Source organism: Bacillus sp. LM 4-2, from assembly GCF_000978495.1.
Classification (GTDB): domain Bacteria; phylum Bacillota; class Bacilli; order Bacillales; family Bacillaceae; genus Bacillus; species Bacillus subtilis.
The window spans coordinates 1,710,208-1,730,631 of sequence record NZ_CP011101.1 but is presented as its reverse complement, the minus strand read 5'-3'; the positions used below and the strand labels follow the sequence as shown (position 1 = coordinate 1,730,631).

19 protein-coding genes are annotated in these 20,424 nt (G+C 43.1%); all 19 read right to left on the bottom strand.

The window, feature by feature from the left end:
- Window positions 1–14: 14 nt before the first annotated feature.
- On the bottom strand, window positions 15–1,226 hold the full coding sequence (gene bcbE, locus bslm_RS08780; RefSeq protein WP_031600514.1) for a bacillibactin exporter BcbE: 1,212 nt from the start codon (window positions 1,224–1,226) through the stop codon (window positions 15–17).
- 138 nt (window positions 1,227–1,364) lie between these two features.
- Window positions 1,365–2,090 (bottom strand): GntR family transcriptional regulator, encoded by a 726-nt coding sequence (locus tag bslm_RS08775; RefSeq protein WP_003245732.1) that lies wholly within the window; start codon window positions 2,088–2,090, stop codon window positions 1,365–1,367.
- 143 nt (window positions 2,091–2,233) lie between these two features.
- Window positions 2,234–4,597, bottom strand: a complete 2,364-nt coding sequence (spoIIIE, locus tag bslm_RS08770; protein ID WP_046381035.1) for a DNA translocase SpoIIIE — start codon at window positions 4,595–4,597, stop codon at window positions 2,234–2,236.
- Between the two features lie 130 nt (window positions 4,598–4,727).
- On the bottom strand, window positions 4,728–4,940 hold the full coding sequence (gene tepJ / locus bslm_RS08765) for a YlzJ-like family protein (protein WP_003231871.1): 213 nt from the start codon (window positions 4,938–4,940) through the stop codon (window positions 4,728–4,730).
- Window positions 4,937–5,674, bottom strand: coding sequence for a translocation-enhancing protein TepA (gene tepA / locus bslm_RS08760; protein ID WP_003245712.1), 738 nt, complete (start codon window positions 5,672–5,674; stop codon window positions 4,937–4,939). Before tepA ends, tepJ begins: the two co-directional genes overlap by 4 nt.
- 115 nt (window positions 5,675–5,789) lie before the next feature.
- Entirely contained in the window at window positions 5,790–7,457 is a 1,668-nt protein-coding gene (gene rnjB / locus bslm_RS08755; protein ID WP_003231875.1) for a ribonuclease J2, read from the bottom strand.
- Between the two features lie 177 nt (window positions 7,458–7,634).
- Entirely contained in the window at window positions 7,635–8,507 is an 873-nt protein-coding gene (dapA, locus tag bslm_RS08750) for a 4-hydroxy-tetrahydrodipicolinate synthase (RefSeq protein ID WP_003245816.1), read from the bottom strand.
- A 30-nt stretch (window positions 8,508–8,537) separates the two neighbouring features.
- On the bottom strand, window positions 8,538–9,752 hold the full coding sequence (gene dapG / locus bslm_RS08745) for an aspartate kinase (RefSeq protein WP_015483233.1): 1,215 nt from the start codon (window positions 9,750–9,752) through the stop codon (window positions 8,538–8,540).
- A 91-nt stretch (window positions 9,753–9,843) separates the two neighbouring features.
- On the bottom strand, window positions 9,844–10,884 hold the full coding sequence (asd, locus tag bslm_RS08740; RefSeq protein WP_046381034.1) for an aspartate-semialdehyde dehydrogenase: 1,041 nt from the start codon (window positions 10,882–10,884) through the stop codon (window positions 9,844–9,846).
- A 125-nt stretch (window positions 10,885–11,009) separates the two neighbouring features.
- Window positions 11,010–11,612 carry a dipicolinate synthase subunit B gene (dpaB, locus tag bslm_RS08735; RefSeq protein WP_046381033.1) on the bottom strand — a complete coding sequence of 201 codons (603 nt, stop codon included), beginning with the start codon at window positions 11,610–11,612 and terminating at the stop codon, window positions 11,010–11,012.
- A 2-nt stretch (window positions 11,613–11,614) separates the two neighbouring features.
- Complete coding sequence (gene dpaA / locus bslm_RS08730) at window positions 11,615–12,508, bottom strand: dipicolinic acid synthetase subunit A (protein ID WP_046381032.1); 894 nt, start codon at window positions 12,506–12,508, stop codon at window positions 11,615–11,617.
- Between the two features lie 185 nt (window positions 12,509–12,693).
- On the bottom strand, window positions 12,694–12,951 hold the full coding sequence (locus bslm_RS08725) for a YlmC/YmxH family sporulation protein (protein ID WP_003231890.1): 258 nt from the start codon (window positions 12,949–12,951) through the stop codon (window positions 12,694–12,696).
- Between the two features lie 77 nt (window positions 12,952–13,028).
- Window positions 13,029–14,258 carry a M16 family metallopeptidase gene (locus tag bslm_RS08720; protein WP_003245717.1) on the bottom strand — a complete coding sequence of 410 codons (1,230 nt, stop codon included), beginning with the start codon at window positions 14,256–14,258 and terminating at the stop codon, window positions 13,029–13,031.
- 39 nt (window positions 14,259–14,297) lie between these two features.
- The gene (locus bslm_RS08715; protein ID WP_046381031.1) at window positions 14,298–15,257 is read right to left on the bottom strand and encodes a polysaccharide deacetylase family protein; all 960 of its coding nucleotides are present in this window, start codon (window positions 15,255–15,257) and stop codon (window positions 14,298–14,300) included.
- Window positions 15,258–15,373: 116 nt separating this feature from the next.
- Window positions 15,374–17,491: a polyribonucleotide nucleotidyltransferase gene (pnp, locus tag bslm_RS08710; RefSeq protein WP_046381030.1), complete on the bottom strand. Its 2,118-nt coding sequence runs from the start codon at window positions 17,489–17,491 to the stop codon at window positions 15,374–15,376.
- A gap of 172 nt (window positions 17,492–17,663) precedes the next feature.
- Window positions 17,664–17,933 (bottom strand): 30S ribosomal protein S15, encoded by a 270-nt coding sequence (rpsO, locus tag bslm_RS08705; RefSeq protein WP_003220957.1) that lies wholly within the window; start codon window positions 17,931–17,933, stop codon window positions 17,664–17,666.
- Window positions 17,934–18,089: 156 nt separating this feature from the next.
- Window positions 18,090–19,040 (bottom strand): bifunctional riboflavin kinase/FAD synthetase, encoded by a 951-nt coding sequence (gene ribF / locus bslm_RS08700; protein WP_046381029.1) that lies wholly within the window; start codon window positions 19,038–19,040, stop codon window positions 18,090–18,092.
- An 18-nt stretch (window positions 19,041–19,058) separates the two neighbouring features.
- Entirely contained in the window at window positions 19,059–19,988 is a 930-nt protein-coding gene (gene truB / locus bslm_RS08695; protein WP_015252083.1) for a tRNA pseudouridine(55) synthase TruB, read from the bottom strand.
- 81 nt (window positions 19,989–20,069) lie between these two features.
- Window positions 20,070–20,423 (bottom strand): 30S ribosome-binding factor RbfA, encoded by a 354-nt coding sequence (gene rbfA / locus bslm_RS08690; RefSeq protein WP_009967251.1) that lies wholly within the window; start codon window positions 20,421–20,423, stop codon window positions 20,070–20,072.
- Between the last annotated feature and the right edge of the window lies 1 nt (window position 20,424).

The window sequence follows — 20,424 nt, the reverse complement described above, 5'->3', positions numbered from 1 at the left end:
AAAAAGACGGTTGGCTAGACCGTCCCTAAGTTTTTTTCTTCTTCTTCACTTTTTTTAGCATCTACAGTAAAGAGCACTAAAAATAAAGAAACGATGCTGCAAAACGCCGAGAGTATGAAAATAATCCAGTTTGCATTAGACATTAATGCAGCAAAAACAGGTGGACCGAGAGCTACTCCTATAAAGCGCATGCTATTGTAGAAGGAGGAAATGGTTCCGCATTGTTCACTTTCAATCCCTTCGGTTATTAATGCATCTAAAGCAGGAAGAGCCATTCCAATCCCAATCCCGCCAAAGCTTAAAAAGACAAATAAAAAATAAAAACTGTGGTTCCACCACAAGGCAATAAACGAAAGGGTTAACAGAATCATTCCTGTAACAACGCAAAATTTCATTCGGCCTTTATCTTTACCGATCTTTTTGCCAGCTATAAAAGAACTGGTTGACAAAAACAAAAGTGGGATTGCCAGTAATCCGCCTTTAGCTACTCCGTCAATAGCATACTTGTTCTCCAGCGTATCTGATAAATAAAATAATACGCCAAATAACAAAAACATAATGACACACCCGATAATGAAGACCGTATAAAGCCAGCGACCATCCTGTTTAAAAATTTTCTTCACACTCTTAATAAACTCAGAAACAGCAGGCGCATCTTCATCTTCTTCAGGCTTGGCCACCAAAAACAATACGAGCAAAAAGCTGATCAAACAGAAAAACGGAATAAACCAAAACGGTACAAACCAATACCAAGAAGCCAGTAAGGCTCCAAGTATGGGACTCAGTACCTTCCCTGACGTGTTGGCGGTTTCAATATCGCCAAGACCAGCGCTGACCTTTTCATCGTCTCCTTTAAACAAGTCGCCGATAAACGGCATGACGATCGGAGCGGCACCTGCAGAACCAATGCCCTGAAGAACCCGCCCCGCCAAGATCATAGCATAAGGATTTTTCATATAGGTCGAGGCAAAAGCAGCTACGGCTCCCCCCAATCCTGCAATGAGGAGGCATGGAAGCAATATTTTTTTTCTCCCGAAACGATCCGACAAATATCCGGCAATCGGAATGCAAATAATTGCTACTACTGAATATACAGTAATGATTAAAGATACTTGAAATGAAGTCACAGACAGCTTTTTCTCCATCATCGGAAGAACAGGAATCAGCATGGAGTTCCCGAGTGTCATCACAAGCGGGACGGAAGACAATGCAATAATATTTTTCATTCCATTTTTCTCTCTCAACATTTTCACCCATTCACTTTCTTGTCATCTCTTATATAGTGCGTTAACCGGAATGAAAGTATGTACAAAGAAACATGAATCAGTGCAAATAAAAAAACAGACACATACAGGCGTCCGTTTTTAGAATCGTTTACGCAAAACATGAAATCTGAATTTATCCGCTCTAAAATAATTTAAAGAATAAAGCACCGGTTTATCGTGCTGATCGTAATGGGTTTGTTTTAACAGCAAAAGAGCTGTTTCCGGATCGCATTCAAGTACGGGAGAAATGGTATCGTGATAGCCGATCGGTTCTATATCAGTTACTGCATAGCTGATTACGGAGCCTGAATTTTTCTCAAGCAGGTCAAACATAGATTCTTGCTGATGAGAAAAAGAATTCGGCAAAATATTCATCGGAATTTTGTCTATACAATACACAATCGGCTGTCCGTCAGCTGTCCTGACTCGTTCAAGGTAAAAAAGTTCTTGCCCTTCTGCCAAATGAAATCTCTTCGTATCATCTTCAGACGGCATAAGCACTTGTGATGATAGAAAAATCGTGCCAGGGGTCATATTCGCCTGTTCTATCATCTTCGTTACACTGTTTAGCTGTTCAATGCCCGAAAGAAATAACGGCTTAGAATGGACAAAAGTGCCTACACCATGCCTTCTGATAATCACATGCTCTTCTTCCAGTATCCGCAAGGCTTCTCTTAGCGTCGCTCTGCTGACACCAAGCTTTTTGGAAAGCTCAAATTCAGAAGGCAGCTTTTCCTTCTCAGTGTAGATCCCATTTTTTATATCCTCTTTAATTCGTTCAATTACTTTCAAATACAAGTGCCGATTATCAGCTTTTGTAGACATGTTTCCCCTCCGTAAACCACTTTCGATAAAAATTATTGAACAATTGGGACAACTATATCATGTTTTGTCGAAAAAATAAATAGAAAGGTGATCAGTTTACATAATGTTATTATTGGCAACTACAGAAAGCGGAACTCCCTTCATTAAGAAGAGAGCTCATCATATTTCTCTTTTGATAATAATACTTCCCTAGGTTTGCTGCCTTCATACGGTCCGACAACACCGCGTTCCTCCATTGCGTCAATCAGGCGCGCCGCTCTCGTATAGCCGATTCTGAATCTTCTTTGCAGCATTGAAACAGATGCCGTCTGCATGCCGACGATTAATTCAACAGCTTCATCATAAAGTTCATCAGTAACCTCGGAATGAGTTTCTGTTGTCTCCTCAGGAATCATTTCTTCTTGATATTGCGCTTTCTGCTGCGTAATCACATGGTCGACGACCTTCTCCACTTCGTCATCCGACAAAAATGCTCCCTGCACACGGACAGGTTTGTTAGCCCCTACAGGTAAAAACAGCATATCGCCGCGGCCAAGAAGCTTCTCAGCGCCACCCATGTCAAGAATGGTCCTTGAATCCGTCTGTGAAGATACGCTGAACGCGATTCGTGACGGAATGTTCGCTTTGATCACCCCTGTGATAACATCCACCGATGGCCGCTGTGTCGCAATAATAAGATGGATGCCGGCAGCCCGCGCCATTTGGGACAATCTCGTAATCGAATCTTCCACATCAGATGAAGCGACCATCATGAGATCGGCTAGCTCGTCCACAATGACAACAATATAAGGCAGCTCTGGCTGTTTCGCTCCTTCTTCATTGTTGGCGCGTTTTATATAATCATTGTATCCTTCAATATTTCTTGTACCCGTATGAGAAAATAATTCGTACCGCCGCTCCATTTCATTGACAACCTTTTTCAAAGCCTGCGACGCTTTTTTCGGATCGGTTACAACAGGAGCAAGCAAATGCGGAATCCCGTTGTAGACATTTAGCTCTACCATTTTAGGATCGATCATCATCATTTTCACTTCATGCGGTTTCGCCCGCATTAAAATACTTGTAATAATGCCGTTGACACAGACACTTTTCCCGCTACCGGTTGCGCCTGCGACCAAAAGGTGGGGCATCTTGTTTAACTCAGCCAATACAGCTTCACCTGAAATATTGCGGCCGAGTCCAATTAACAGCTTCGCATCCGGTCTGTCATTCAATTTAGACTCCAGCACTTCTTTCAGCGAAACCATTGCCACTTCTGCGTTTGGAACTTCAATTCCGATTGCTGATTTGCCTGGTATAGGCGCTTCGATCCTGATATCCTTCGCAGCAAGCGCAAGCGCTAAATCATCGCTTAAATTGACAATTTTGCTAACCTTCACTCCGACATCAGGATATACTTCATATTTTGTTACGGCCGGTCCGAGATGAACCTGTGTGACTTTCGCCTTTACGCCAAAGCTTTGGAATGTGCGTTCAAGCTTTCTCGCATTTTCATAAATATTCTTTTTATCAGCCTGCTGGCCGGTATGCTTCGGATCTGCCAGCAAATCCAGTGACGGCATCTCGTAATCCTTATTTTCGAGCTCTGTAAAGGTCATAGGAGGAGCAGAAACAGTTTCCTGATCACCTGTCTCCGGTTGGATGTCCTGAAGCGGCTTCGACACAGGTTCGGCGCGCTTTTCTATAACTGGAGACTCTTCCTCTTCATTACGATCAGAAAAGCTTGAGATAATCGGCTCTGAATGAATAAGAGGCGATACTGTTTCATAATCCCCCTCTTCATCAGGAGGCTCCGGTTCCATTTGCTGTTTTTTGCGGGCCGGTTTTTGTTTTTTGCTCGGTGCTTTCGTTTTTTTCGATGACTGCATATTTGATTTGAAGGATTTCATATCATCAATAAATGCTAACCATTGCTCTTTTATAAAACGTCCAATCGGGCTCATCCACTTTTTTAGTGTTTCTTGCAGTGAGCGTCCTGTGACTAAGATCATTCCGATCAAAATCATGACAATCGCCATGATCTGAGAACCAGTCGACGCAAACAAAAAGTGTGAAGCCGCAAACAGCAGCGCACCGATCATCCCTCCGCCTAAATCAGGTGAAGCAGAGCTGCCATTCATGTCCATTAAAAACAATTCCCACGTATTGCGCACCACGCTTGCGGACTCAATAGACCCTTTGTGCGTCAAATTTTTAAATAGCTGCACATGAGAAAGCAGCAATATGCTTGCGATGATACAGTACAACCCGGCCTTTCGTCTCGTTAAAAGGCTTGGGGTTTTCTTCTTCCAAAACAGCGAGACTCCTAACGCCAATAAACCTAACAAGCATAAAATAAACCACTCTCCAGCAAAAAAGCGGAACAAATAGATAAACGTTTGCCCGACTACCCCCAGCTGCAAGATTGCGATAATTGAAATGGCTATACACAGCAATCCGTTGAGCTCGTATTTTATATTGAGCTGTTTCGCCTGTTTTTTTCTTGATTTTCGTTTTTTCTTTGCCACACTCATCACCTTACTGCGTTAAAAAATGTAAGTTCATACATAATGAAGAAAGCAGCCGTTTACAGGCTGCGTTTTTTCTGTAGGATTCCCCTATTATAGCATATTTTGCCCTTAAAAAAGGGTTGGATTCTTATACGTTTAATTTCAGCTTTTGTCCCGGTGAAATGTCCGGATGCAGAAAATGCATTGGATTGGTGCTCATGATTTGAATGACTTCCGCTTCATTCCCTTTCATTTCGACTAGAAGCGGTACACCTTTATATTCAATTTGCTCATGTGCGCTTGTCTCTTGGTTCTGTTCTGCAAACACAATTTCCTGCGGCATCACGGTATAAAGAATCATTGAATCATCCGTCCTTCTTCTTTCCTTGCTTCATCGATGAGCTCATTCAGTTTATTGATTGCCTGTCCGACACCGCCTGCGTGATCGATCAATCCGTATTTAACTGCATCCTTACCGACTACATTTGTTCCGATATCGCGTGTTAAGTTTCCTTTTGAAAACATTAGCTCTTTAAACTTCTCTTCGGTTATATTGGAATGGCTTGTCACAAATTTAACAACTCTTTCTTGCATCTTATCCAGGTATTCAAACGTTTGCGGCACCCCGATGACCAGCCCGGTGAGCCTAACTGGATGAATCGTCATCGTTGCTGTTTCGGCGATATAGCTGTAATCACAGGATACAGCAATCGGAACGCCGATTGAATGCCCCCCGCCAAGCACGATAGAAACGGTCGGTTTCGATAAAGATGCAAGCATTTCCGCTATGGCAAGACCAGCTTCAACATCTCCTCCGACAGTATTTAATATGATCAGCAAGCCTTCAATTTTGGGATTTTGTTCAATTGCCACAATCTGCGGGATGACATGTTCATATTTTGTTGTTTTGTTTTGCGGAGGAAGCTGAACATGGCCTTCAATTTGTCCGATAATGGTCAGACAATGAATATTTGTATCTTGGGGCAGCTGAGGAAGCGTCGTTTCACCAAGCTGCTGTATTTTATTCATAATGCTGTCCTTCGCATCATTTTTTTCAGGACGCTCTTCTTCTGTGTTTTCCATACGATGATCCATCTCGCTTTCATCCTTTCCGAGTTTCTCTTTGTATTATGAACAAAGATACTTCATTCAATCCCGGCTTGAAGGACAAAAAATAAAGACCGGAGCAGCTCCGGCCTTTAGTCAGTCATTATACTTCCATAATAATTGGGATGATCATCGGTTTACGTTTCGTTTTTTCATAAAGGAATTGGTTCAAAGCATCCCGCATTGCCTGCTTCAGCGTTGACCATTCGACATTTGATGTTTCAGTCGCTTCTGTCACGATAGACCGGACAAGCTCAGTAGCCTGTACGATAAGACCTTCAGACTCTCTTACATAAACAAAGCCGCGAGTGATAATTTCTGGTCCTGATACAAGATGTTTCTTTTGTTTATCAAGTGTAATGACAACGATTAAAATTCCGTCCTGTGAAAGCAAGCGGCGGTCTCTCAATACGATATTGCCGATATCACCGACACCTAAACCATCAATTAAAATATTGCCGTAAGGAACTTTATCCCCAATTTTTACGTTTTGGCCGCGGAATTCAACAACGTCTCCTTTTTCAATTAAGAAGATGTCACTGCGCTTCATGCCGGTTTCTTCAGCGATTTTTGAATGAGCTTTTTGCATTCTGTATTCGCCGTTTACAGGAATCAAATATTTTGGTTTAAGCAGGTTGATCATCAGCTTTAACTCTTCTTGTGAGCCGTGGCCTGATACATGAACACGCTTTTGGGCAAAGATGACTTGTGCACCGGCTCTTGCAAGAAGATCTACTGTTTTAGAGTAAATGAGTTCCTGCCCGGGAATCGGAGTTGACGCAATGACCACCGTATCCCCTTCTTCAATGTTCAGCTGTTTGTGAGCTTTGTTTGCCATTCTTGTCAAAGCAGCTAATGGTTCACCTTGGCTTCCGGCTGTAATAATGGCCACTTCGCGCTTCGGATATTTTTTGACATCCTGTACAGAAATAAACAATTCATCATCTGCTTCAATGTATCCTAACTTTCTCGCGAGCTGCAGGACAGATTGAAGATTTTTTCCGGCTACGGCAATCTTTCTGCCATTTTGAGCCGCTGCATGAATGACTTGCTGAATCCGGTTAATATTGGATGCGAAAACAGCAATAATCACCCGGTTCTGTGAATTATACAGCGCATCCGAAATTTCTCCGCTGACAGCCGCTTCTGAAGGGGTGTAACCCGGCCGTTCCGCATTTGCACTGTCAGAAAGCAGAGCGAGCACGCCGCTATTGCCGATCTTGGCGATCTCGCCAATGTCGCACGTCTGATTAAGTGCAGGTGTTTGGTCAAATTTGAAGTCTCCCGTGCATACAATAGATCCAAGTGATGTTTTAAAGCTCACACCTACAGAATCAGGAATGCTGTGAATCGTTCTAAAGAACGATACTTTTGTTGATTCAAATGTAATGACAGATTTGGAGTGAATTTCTCTTAAATCAGTTTTTCGGTTATGTCCATATTGTTTTAATTTCTCTCTTAACAGTGCAAGCGTCAGTTTTGTTCCGTACACTGGAACGGACAGCTTGTTTAATAAGTAAAAAACGCCGCCGATATTTTCATCGTGCCCGTGCGTTAAAAAGATTGCCTTGACGCGGTCAGCCCGTTCAATCAAATATGATATGTCAGGAATCACTACATCAATACCGAGCATTTCGTTTTCTGGATGCATAAGGCCGGCATCAACGACAAATATGTCTGAGTCAATTTCAATGACATAAAGGTTCTTCCCAATCTCTCCGACACCGCCAAGGGCGATAATTCTAACGTTTTCTGTATTTTTCTTTTTCAAAATCTATATCCTCCTAGTCTCATACCCGTCCATCATCACTTGTTCCTATTATAACTGAAAGTAAATTTAGAAAACAAGATAAAGCAGAAGGTTTAGGGAAAACCAATATGTAAAAGAAACGGTCAAACTCAGCTGAATGTGAGAATGACCGCGTTTGTTTCACTGTATGAAATTTTCTTACAGTTCGCTGATCGTGCTGCTTAAGCTCAGACGTTCATCCTCAGTTAACGGGACTAGAGGCAGACGCACAGAACCGACATCAAGACCTCTCAGCTGAAGCGCTGTTTTGACTGGAGCAGGATTAGGCGCTTTAAACAGTTCCTTCATAATCGGCAGCAGTTTCTGATGGATCAGTGCCGCATTAGCTGTTTGCCCATTCGTATAATTTTTGATCATTTGCTGCATATCAGTGCCTGCAATATGGCTCGCCACTGATACAACTCCTCTTCCTCCAACTGAAAGAATTGGAAGCGTCAGAGCGTCATCCCCTGAATAGACATAGAAGTCTTCAGGTGTTTCAGCAATAATTTTTGTAATCGCTTCGAGGTCTCCGCTCGCTTCTTTAATCGCAACCACATTCGGAATGTCTGCCGCCAAACGGATCGTCGTTTCAGGAGCAAGAGAAGCAACCGTACGGCCAGGAACATTATAGAGCATAACCGGAAGAGATGTCTCTGCCGCAATTGCTTTAAAATGCTGGTACATTCCTTCTTGAGAAGGTTTATTGTAATACGGGGTAACAAGCATAACAGCGTCCACGCCCGCTTCCTCAGCTTTTTTTGTCAGCTTAATGGAATCTTTCGTGTTGTTGCTTCCAGTACCAGCGATAACGGGCACCCGTCCGTTTACTTCTTTTACCGTATATTCAAAAAGCGCAATTTTTTCTTCAGTTGAAAGGGTCGGAGATTCTCCAGTTGTTCCCGCTACTACTAAAGAATCCGTTCCGTTTTTCAACAAGTAATCAATCAGTGTAGACAGTTTTTGAAAGTCTACGTTCCCTTTATTGTCAAAGGGTGTAATCATCGCTGTAGACACATTTCCGAAATTCATTTTATTCACCTCATCATGATTCAATCACATTTACTTCGAAAGTTCAAACACTTCATGCAAAGCGTTTACAGCAGGAACCATATCCGCTTCATGGACGAGCACCCATATCGTCGTATGGCTGTCAGCCGACTGAAGGATCGGAATTTCTTTTTCTGAAAGAGCCGATACAATTTTGGACGTAACACCGGGAACACCCATAATGCCCGCGCCGACCGCCGATACCTTCGCGCAGTTTCTCGTCACCATTGGATCATAGCCCATATCCATTAAAATACGCTGAGCTGTTTCTGTTTTATTTCCGGCTACCGTATAGACGATTTCACTAGGTGTAATGTTAAAGAAATCGACACTGATTCCAGCATTTGCCATAGCCTTGAACACTTCAGTCTGAACGTTATACTGGCCGATTTTCGCAGGCACTTTGAACTGCGTGACATCTTTGACATGGGCGATTCCCGTAATCAGCCTTTCAAAAACATCACTGCCGACCTTGGAAGAGTGATGTGATGTCACCAATGTACCTTTATCATTCGAATAAGTCGAACGGACGCGGATCGGAACCTTGGCCTGCATTGCGATTTCCACCGCACGCGGATGAATGACCTTGGCCCCCTGATACGCCAGGTTGCAGATTTCTGTATACGTCACAACAGGAAGCGGTTTTGCATTTTCCACCACTCTTGGGTCAGCAGTCATCACGCCTTCTACATCGGTGAAAATATCGATGTATTCCGCATCAACAGCTGCTCCGAGTGCGGCTGCAGACGTATCGCTGCCCCCTCTGCCGATTGTTGTTGTATCACCCTTTTCAGTTGCGCCCTGGAAGCCTGCGACGACTACCGCATCATGATTGGCGAGCACACTGAATAAACGCTCCGGTTTCATTTCAATGATTTTCGCATTGGTATGCTGATCATTCGTTAAAAAGCCAGCCTGAGCCCCTGTCAGCGCAGCTGCTTTCACACCGTTATCAAGCAGCATGCTTGTAAAGACGACAGAGGAAATAGTCTCTCCGCAAGATAAAAGCAAATCCTGCTCCCTAGGAGAAATCGCTGACTGATCGCCGTAAAGCAGCCCGAGCAAAGAATCTGTTGCATACGGGTCTCCTTTTCGGCCCATCGCTGAAACGACAACGACAACCTTATATCCTTCACTGATTGCTTCTTTAATATGCCCTAAAGCCAGTTTGCGGCCTTTATCATCTTTTACTGATGTTCCGCCGAACTTTTGAACAATTATCTTCACTGTTTTCACTCCAAATTATTCGGACGTAACAGAAGAGAGCAGGCTGATAGCGCCTTACTCTCTTCTATTCGTCTTTAGAAAATTCTCTCTTTTATACGAGGTTTAGTTTTTTCAGGCTTTCTGCAATTTGAACAGAGTTCCATGCCGCGCCTTTTAATAGGTTATCAGAAACAACCCATAAATGAAAACCGTTTGCTCTGTCCAAGTCTTTGCGGATGCGGCCTACAAACACGTCGTTTTTGCCGACAGCATCAGCAGGCATCGGATAAAGCTGCTGGCTTGGATCATCCTGAAGTGTCACGCCCGGAGCTTCTTGCAATAGATTTTTAATATCTTCAACTGTAGCGTCATCACGGTCTATTTCGATGTAGACGGACTCTGAGTGTCCAGTTTGGATTGGCAGTCTCACACATGTAGCCGCTACTTGAAGGTCAGGCATGTGCATGATTTTTTTCGTTTCATTTATCATTTTCATTTCCTCAAACGTATAGCCGTTATCTTGGAATTTATCGATTTGCGGAATCGCGTTGAAGGCGATTTGATAGTGTTTTTTGTCACCTTTTACAGGCATGATCTCAGGCTCTATTTCTTCTTTATTTAAAATCGCCTGTGTTTGGCTGTAAAGCTCTTTTACAGCTTCATTACCCGCTCCTGATACTGCCTGGTAAGTTGATACGATGACTTTGTTTAAGCCATATGCTTTGCGGATCGGTTCAAGTGCCGCAACCATTTGGATTGTAGAGCAGTTTGGATTGGCAATAATGCCATTGTGTTCATGCAAGTCTGCCTCATTCACTTCTGGCACAACAAGCGGTGTATTTTCATCCATGCGGAACGCGCTCGTATTATCTATAACAATAGCGCCGCGTTTTACAGCTTCTGGTGCCAATGCTTGTGATACGCTTCCGCCGGCGCTGAACAAAGCAATATTTACCCCTTCAAAGCTCTCAGGAGAAGCTTCCTGAACAGTCAGCTCTCGGCCTTTAAACGTGACTTTTGTCCCCGCAGAGCGTTTTGAAGATAGCAATGTAAGTGTGTCCATTTCAAAGTTTCTGTCTTCAAGTGTTTTAAGCATTTGTTGTCCCACAGCCCCTGTCGCTCCGACAACAGCTACGTGTAAACCTCTTCCCATCTGTAAAACTCCTTCCGCCAATCAGCTTCATTGAATTGATTTGACTATGATTTTACGTTTTATTTTACCATAGAATATGCAGGTGATGACCGAATTTTTTAGTTTGGGAAAGATTTTCTGTAAATTTAGTCATTTCCCTGATAATTCTCAACTAGAATCGGCTGAAGCTGCTGGTGCATGAGTGCCTTTTCAATCGTTTGCGGTAGCAGATCCATTTTGGCTACCATTGAATTCGGTTTTTTAAAGGGATCGTCTTGCCCGAATGGAATAAAAAAGATATTTTTTGTTGACATGAGCCTCATTAAATTTGTTCCGTTTAAACCAAGAGCATCATTTGTCGAGATACCCAGAACGACAGGCCGATTGTTTCGGATTGTCGCTTTTGCCGCCATCAGCACCGGGCTGTCCGTCATGGCATTTGCCAGCTTGCTCATTGAATTGCCTGTTAAAGGCGCAATGACCATGCAGTCAAGGGGCAGCTTCGGCCCAAGAGGTTCTGCCTTTACAATCGAATCAATGGCCTCATATCCAGTCAGGTCTTCAATTTTTTTAACCCATTCTGCGCCCTCTCCAAATCGGGTATTTGTGGATTTCACATTAAATGTGACAACCGGACGGACTTCAGCTCCTTCGTTGACCAACGCCTCAATTTGCGGGAAAACCACTTCATATGTGCAATGCGACCCGGTCAGCCCAAACCCGATTCTTTTTCCTTTTAATGACGACATCCTTATTTCCCCTCCTCAGCTTGTATTTCAGCCAAAAGCTTGCTCAAGACGTTTGCAAGGATTTGCCCAGCTGTTTTAGGAGCGACAATCCCTGGAAGCCCGGGAGCAAGAAGTGCTTTAATCCCTTGTTTCTCGGCATATTTAAAATCCGTTCCCCCGGGACGTGAGGCCAGATCCAATATTAAGGTTTTTGGTGTCATGCTAGAAAGTACCGTTTGATTTAAAATCATACTCGGTATGGTATTAATGCAAATATCTATATCTTTTACATGCTCTTTCAGCTCATCGGTATGAAAAGGAACGAGCCCCATTTCAGTGATACGTGCCAGATGCGCTGAACTTCTTGCCCCCACTTTTACATTCGCTCCGAGCGCGGCAAATGTACGGGCAATCGTCATCCCGGTGCGCCCCAGACCGAGAACGGCCACCTGTGATCCGTGTATCGTATAATCCGTGTGCTGAATAGCCAGCATGATCGTTCCTTCTACTGTCGGAATAGAGTTGTATATCGCAATGTCATCCCGCTCAAACAGCTTAACAAGTTTTCTTTTTGCCTGAGCTGCAATGTTTTCTAAATAGGCGTTAGAAATTCCTGAGAAAATGACACAATGTGCAGGCGTTCTGTCAAGATGGTCCTGTTTTAACACAACTTCTTCATTCGAAAATACAGTCGATACGACACCTTCTCCTGTTGTCGCGGATACTGGAAGAATGATGCTGTCTATTTGCTGAAAAAGAATTTCATCAATATTGCATTTTACTGCCCCGGTAAAACCGTGATCCAATTGGTCAAAACCGACAAGATAGATGTCAGCCTGCTGTTCAGTGAGCTTTCTTATAATTTCGAGCTGTCTTGCGTCACCGCCAATAACTGCAATTTTCAATCCGGTTAACATTCTAAACGTTCACCTTCTTTGTATATACTGGATCTCTAGTTGTTAAGCTCCCCTTCATCTTATGATCAAAAGGAAATACCGGTGAATATAAAAGATGCGCTTTTTCCATATAAAAAAACATCGGCTCCGGCAGCCGATGTTTCAGATGTTTTCTTTAGAGCCCGCTTCACAGTCAATTGGGCTATTTACTCTTGTCGAGGAGGCATTTCCTCAGGTACATCTAATATAATCATATCTGAACCGATCTTTTGAATATGGTGCCATGGGACACGAATGTCATGACCTTGCTTTCTCAAACCAAACCACTTAACTGTGGGAATGAGGAGTGCTGTAATCTGTCCATCCTGTTCATTGATTTCCAAATCGGTCTGGCCGAGCACTCCGAGCCGTTCAGCTCTTTTGATGTCTACAATTTCCTTTCCTGATAATTCACTGAGCCGCATGTCTGTCACCCCCTTGTACTATGTATGATGAAAGGGATTAAAAAATGCCTGCTCCATTATGGAGCAGGCTTTCCTTTTTAAGACGGCATATTGCCGGAAGGGCTGATAAGTGCTAATGCATAGTCTTCAGTAAACAATTGTCTGGCAAGGCCGTTAACACGCTCTAAGTTCACGGCGTTTAATTCATTGATGATTTCATCTAATGTTTTATGTTTGCCGAGCAGCAGTTCATTTTTTCCGTTTCGGCTCATTTTGCTGTTTGTGCTTTCTAAGCTCAGCATTAAGCTTCCCTTCATTTGCTCTTTGCTGTTTTCCAGTTCTTTCGAGGTAATGCCGTCACGTTTTAATGTGGCAAGGGTTTCTTGAATTGTTTCCGACAGCTGCTGAAGCTGATTTGCACCCGTTCCGCCGTAAATCGTTAGCATTCCGCTGTCCTCATATGAGCTGTGATAGCTGTAAACAGAATAAGCAAGTCCTTTATCTTCACGCACATCTTGGAACAGCCGGCTGCTCATGCTGCCTCCGAGCACATTGTTGAGGACGATTAAATCATAAATACGTTCATGGCCAACCTCTAAGCCTTTAAATCCCAGGCACAAATGAGCCTGCTCTGTTTCTTTTTTTCTCGTCAGTTTTTCCGTGTGGAACTCAGGCTTCTCAAGGCCTGTCGCTTTGCCCTTCGCCTCGTATGAACCGAACCATTTTTCTACATCTTTGATAAAACTGTCAGATATATTGCCCGCTACCGAAATCACCACTCGGTCCGGCGTATAATAATCATGCATGTATTGTCTGAGAGAGTCACCGTTAAAGGAAGCAAGCGTTTCTTCCGTGCCTAGAATTGGGTAGCCTAAAGAATGATTGCCGTAAGTGGCTTTGCTCAGTAAATCATGTACAATGTCGTCCGGCGCATCTTCGTACATTTTAATTTCTTCATATACTACATTTTTCTCTTTTTTCAGCTCGTTTTCATCAAACGTTGAATGAAAGAACATATCTGCTAATACGTCCAGCGCGTAATTCGCATGCTCGTCAAGCACCTTTGCATAGTAGCAGGTATATTCCTTTGAAGTAAACGCATTGACCTGGCCGCCAATACGATCAAAAGATTCTGCTATCTCGCGTGCAGATTTTGTGCTCGTCCCTTTAAAGAACATGTGCTCTAAAAAGTGAGAAATTCCGTTTATCTCCGGCGTTTCATGTCTCGAACCTGTGCCGATCCATACGCCGATCGCAACAGAACGGACTGTCGGGTTATTTTCCAGCACAATTCTTACACCATTTTGACACGTATATCGTTTAATCAAATTTGTTCCTCCTATTCAAAGACAAGCTGCCTTCATCTGTTACTTCAATAGTCTTGTTTCATCCATTAGTTCAGTGACTGTTCCAAGCGCATATCCTTTGTCTTTTATCTGTGTAATCAGCGCTTCAAGACTTTCCGCCGTAGGGTCAGTCGGATGCATTAAAATCATGGCACCATTATGTATCTTGCTTAACACTCTCGTCTGAAGTACAGACGGAGCCGGCTTTTGCCAATCGATTGTATCAACTGTCCACATGACTGTTCCCATCTGTTTCTCTGCTGCAATGTCGATAACCGCTTTTCTGAAACTTCCGCTTGGCGGAGCGAACCACTTTGGCTTAACACCGATCGTTTGTTCTATTTGTTCATTAGTCTTGTCGAGCTGCTCGGAAATTCTTCCTGTAGTCAGTTTGCTCATATCCGGATGATTGTATGAATGATTTCCGATTTCATGTCCGTCTTTTGCAATCTTCTTAGCGAGCTGTACATTGTTTCTCACCCAATTGCCTTCTAAAAAGAACGTAGCTTTAACCTGGTGCTTTTGCAGAATAGGGAGCATTTTTTCCAAATACTCATTTCCCCATGCCACATTGATTAAAAAAGCCACCATCGGTTTGTCAGGATTTCCTTTATAAATAGGCTCAGGCTGAAGTGACTCAAGATGAACACTTGGTTTTACTTGACTGTACACCAAATCTTTTTCCCGAAACTCACCATGCTTTTTCATTTTTTTATATGATTGTTCAATATTGACCTTTAATCCATTGTAGCCTGGAATGCTTTTCCACACTTTATCAATTCTTGCATTCTGGGGCTTAACTTCGTACTCCGGCGCTTTTTGAAGCAATTCTTCATATAATGGGTCTTTTGACGCCGTGACAGTCACCGTATCTTTTTTCATTGCCCCTATATAATCAAGTGCATGCGGATTTTCCATCATCTCAAATGAGACAAAAAAAAGAAATAAAAAAACGGCAAACGGTACAAATTTTTTGTGCATGTTCTGTCCCCCCTCACCTCACATTATGAAGGAGAAGGACAAGGTAGAACCCGCCTGCTTTTGAAAAGCTTCAAAATAAAGAAGCCGGGTCTCCCAGGCTCCTTTTATGTTTTCATTTAAGATTGTTGTTCTTCTTTTTCTTTCTCTTCACGGAGCACCGCTTTGCGGGATAAATTCACTCGTCCTTGTTTATCAATTTCAGTGACTTTGACAAGAATCTCGTCTCCGATTTTTACAACATCTTCAACTTTCCCTACGCGTTCAAGCGCAAGCTCTGAAATGTGCACCAAACCGTCTTTTCCGCTGAAAATTTCAACGAAAGCCCCGAATTTTTCAATCCGTTTCACTTTACCTAGGTAAAGTTGGCCGACTTCAACCTCTCTAACAAGGTCTTCGATGATTTTTTTCGCTTTATGGTTGCCGCTTTCATCTGTAGAGGAAATAAAGATTGTGCCGTCCTGCTCAATATCAATTTTAACACCGGTTTCTTCGATGATCTTATTGATTTGTTTCCCGCTTGGTCCGATGACATCGCGGATTTTATCAGGATTAATGGTCATTGTTAAGATCTTAGGCGCATATCGAGAAAGCTCTTTTCTTGATTCGCTTAATGTTGCAAGCATGCTGTTGAGGATTTCCATTCTGCCCTTTTTCGCCTGCTGAAGCGCTTCTTCAAGAATCTCTCTGGAAAGTCCTTCAATTTTAATGTCCATTTGCAGGGCCGTTACGCCTTTTTCAGTTCCCGCTACTTTAAAGTCCATATCTCCGAGCGCGTCTTCCATGCCTTGGATGTCAGTCAAAACAGTGTAATGTTCGCCTGATTTGACAAGACCCATCGCAATACCAGCAACTGGCGCTTTAATCGGTACACCGGCATCCATCATTGCAAGTGTGCTTGCACAAATGCTTGCTTGAGATGTAGAACCGTTTGATTCAAGCACTTCTGAAACAAGACGGACAGTATAAGGGAAGTCTTTTTCAGACGGAATAACTGGCTCAAGCGCACGCTCACCCAGTGCTCCGTGTCCGATTTCACGACGTCCCGGTCCGCGCATCGGTCCTGTTTCCCCAACGCTGAATTGCGGGAAGTTGTAATGATGCATAAACCGTTTCGACTCTTCGACACCTAAGCCGTCAAGGATTTGCACATCTCCCAGAGCACCTAGCGTACATACGCTGAGGGCCTGAGTTTGTCCCCTTGTAAATAGACCTGAACCGTGCGTTCTTGGCAAGAGGCCAACCTCTGAAGAGAGCGGGCGGATTTGATCGACACCGCGGCCGTCCGGTCTTACTTTCTCTTCAGTAATCAGGCGGCGAACTTCATTTTTCACCAGCTTGGATAAAATCTGCTTCACTTGCTTGATTGTGTCTTCATCATGTTCTTCATCCTCGAATTTTGCCACAACTGCGTTCTTCACTTCGTTAATGGCATCTTCACGGGCATGCTTTTCATGAACTTGGATGGCTTTCAGCAGATCCTCTTCTGCCAAAGCTTTTACTTTTTCATTAAGCTCTTCATCAATTTCAAAGAGCTTAATTTCAGATTTCTCTTTGCCGACTGCTGCAACAATTTCTTCTTGGAATGCAATCAGGCGTTTAATCTCTTTATGGCCGAACATAATGGCTTCAAGCATGATTTCCTCAGGAACTTCGTCCGCTCCCGCTTCTACCATGTTAATCGCATCTTTCGTGCCGGCAACGACAAGATTGATATCGCTTTTTTCAAGCTGATCGACTGTCGGGTTAATGATAAATTGATCATCAATGCGTCCGACAGTAACCCCTGCAATCGGTCCTTCAAACGGAATATCCGATACAGAAAGTGCAAGAGATGAACCGAACATGGCAGCCATTTCTGAAGAGCAGTTTTGGTCAACACTCATGACAATGCTGATGACCTGAACTTCATTACGGAATCCATCGGCAAACAAAGGACGGATCGGACGGTCAATTAAACGGCTGGCAAGAACCGCTTTTTCACTTGGACGTCCTTCTCTTTTAATAAATCCGCCCGGAATTTTCCCTACCGCATATAATCTTTCTTCATAGTTTACAGTAAGAGGGAAGAAATCAAGCGGTTTAGGTTCTTTTGAAGCGGTTGCTGTACTAAGTACTGCTGTATCACCGTAGCGGATCATCACAGCACCATTTGCCTGTTTGGCAAGCTGGCCGGTTTCAACAGTAAGCGTTCTTCCGGCCCAATCTATGGTAAAGACATGTTTTTCTTGTCCCATACAATTACGAACTCCTCTCTTCGTTGTGTGAAATAATCAATTACTCCTATTATGAACGAAATGAATTGAACATATCAATGTCAAAGTAGTATGTAAAAGGATTTCAATGATTTGTTATAAGAAATTTCGCTTTAATACGATAAAAAAGCGGGAATCCTCCCGCTTTTTACGATTATCGACGTAAGCCTAGTTTGTTAATTAACTCACGGTAACGAGTTACGTCTTTATTACGCAGATACGTAAGAAGATTACGACGCTTACCTACCATTTTAAGAAGACCGCGACGTGAGTGGTGGTCTTTCTTGTGAGTACGTAAATGCTCGTTCAAGTTGTTAATTGAGTCAGTTAGGATAGCGATCTGAACTTCTGGAGATCCAGTATCAGATTCGTGTGTTTTGAACTCATTGATGAGTTGGTTTTTACGCTCTTGAGTAATTGCCATCCTGTTTCACCTCCAAATCATATTTAGCCCCAGTTACCTAGCAACCGTCGGTGACTTCGGATTGCCAAGCAATGGTTTTAAGACTACGAAAACTATCATACTAAAAATCGCGCCTATATGCAAATATTTTAGAATAAAATTTGTGTGCGTTGCAAGTTATTTCCGCAAATTGCTGAAATAACGGATGGCTTCCTGCTTATCTTTCTCAATTTGCTCAGTTAATTCTTTGATGCCAGTGAATTTCCGCTCGCTCCGAATCCGTTTGTACCATTCGATTTTTATAGCGGCTCCATATACCTCTTGATCGAAATCAAACAGATTGACCTCGATGGAAGGCTGTTCAGGGCGCTTTTCATAAAACGTTGGCTTATAGCCAATATTGCAAACGCCATTGTAAACTTCGCCGTTCACTTCCGCTTTTACGGCATATACACCTGTGGGCGGAACGATATAGCTGTTATTTAAACCGACATTCGCTGTCGGAAACCCGATGGTCCGCCCTCTTTTATCACCATGAATGACAATTCCTTTAATAAAATAAGGTTGTCCAAGCAAGACATTCGCCAATTCAACATCTCCGTTTTGAAGCGCGGTACGGATATACGAAGAACTGATTTTTTTATCCTGCTCCGTTAATTTTTCTACCATTGTGCACCCAGCTTTTCCGTCTAAATCATCCGGCATGGTCTTCATTGTTCCCTTGCCGTATTTGCCGTACGTAAAGTCAAAGCCTGCCACTGCGTGCTGCACATTAAGGCCGATAATATACTGGTCTATAAACTGCTTAGGAGAAAGAGAAGCAAACACTTCATTAAATTTAACGACATACAGAACTTCTGTGCCTAATTGTTCAATTTGGTTTATTTTGTCTTCAAGAGGCGTAATCAGATCCTTTGGTTCCTTATCTCTGCCCAACACGTGAGAAGGATGGGGATGAAAGGTCATCACAGCTAATGTCAGACCTTTTTCTTCGGCTATTTGCTTCGCTGTGCCGATTACCTTTTGATGCCCGAGATGAACGCCGTCAAAATAACCTAACGCCATCACTGATTTTGCCTGCTCCTCTTTTATTAAATGATGAGGATGTGTAATATGTATCGTCTTCACAGAACGGTCACCTTTTTTCTATTGTTCGCTTTTTTGCATCAATACTTTTGCCGGCTTTAACAGCCCTTTTTTTGCAGGATGAGGGAAATAGATCGCCAAGCAGGTTCCGGATTCAGTAAAGACGGCAATACGGTCTTCACTTGTCATTTCAGAAAACTGCTCGGGCGTCTCAAGCAAAGCCCCATTTTCTACTTTCTTAGCTAATGTATCACTTATGATCCATTTCGGCAAATGATTGAGCGCACGTTCAATAGGAACTGTATGCTCTTCCACGGTTCCGGATTGGGCCTGTGCTTCGAGTTCATCAAAAGTAAAGCATTCGTCGAGAGAAAAATCTCCGGATGCCGTACGGATTAAATGAGACATATGGGCCGGATATCCGAGCTTTTCTCCGATCATGACCGCCAGCGTCCTTACATAGGTCCCTTTGGAGCAAGTCACTGTAAACCGGAAGCTTGCGGTTTCTCCATGATGTTTAATCTCTGTTGTCAGGGCAATGTCTTCAATGGTTATCATACGTTTCGGACGTTCTACTTCAATCCCTGCTCTTGCGTATTCGTATAATTTTTTGCCGTTTACTTTTACAGCGGAATACATGGGCGGAATTTGTTCTTGTTTCCCCTTTAAACTGTTTAAAACCTTTTCTACATCCGCTTTATCAATGTCGTGATTGACAGGCTTTGTTTCCACCGTTTCTCCGGTTTGATCCTCTGTTGTGGTTGAAAAGCCCAATGTTATTTCTGCATCATACGTTTTAGATTTTTCAGTTAAGTATTCGACTATTTTTGTCGCTCTTCCTACACAAATCGGAAGCACGCCTGATACTTCCGGATCGAGCGTTCCTGTATGTCCTACTTTTTTTGTTTTTAACAGCTTTCGGATCTTCATGACACAGTCGTGCGATGTCATGCCAACAGGTTTATGTAAAAGGAGAACTCCGTTAACCATTTGCCTTTCACTCCTTCTTTTGAGTTTTTTTCTTATAAACGAAGAAAGAGGACAGACGATATACGCCTATCCTCTCTTTTTTTATTCAGATGGTTTCTCTGAATGTAATTCGTGAATCAGTGTTTCGATCCGATTCCCGTAATCGATTGATTCATCGAACTCAAATTCAATTTCAGGCGTTTTTCGAAGTCTGATGCGGCTGCCGATTTCGGATCGGATAAATCCTTTCGCTTTTGCCAGCCCTTTCAGCGCTTCTTCCCGTTTTTTCTCGTCACCGAGAACCGAGATATACACCTTTGCAATTTGCAAATCACCTGATACACGTACATCCGTTACTGTCAGAAAACCAATTCTCGGGTCTTTCAGCTTGCGGCTGATAATATCACCGAGTTCTTTTTTCATTTGCTCGCCGACACGGTTCGCTCTCATACTCAAT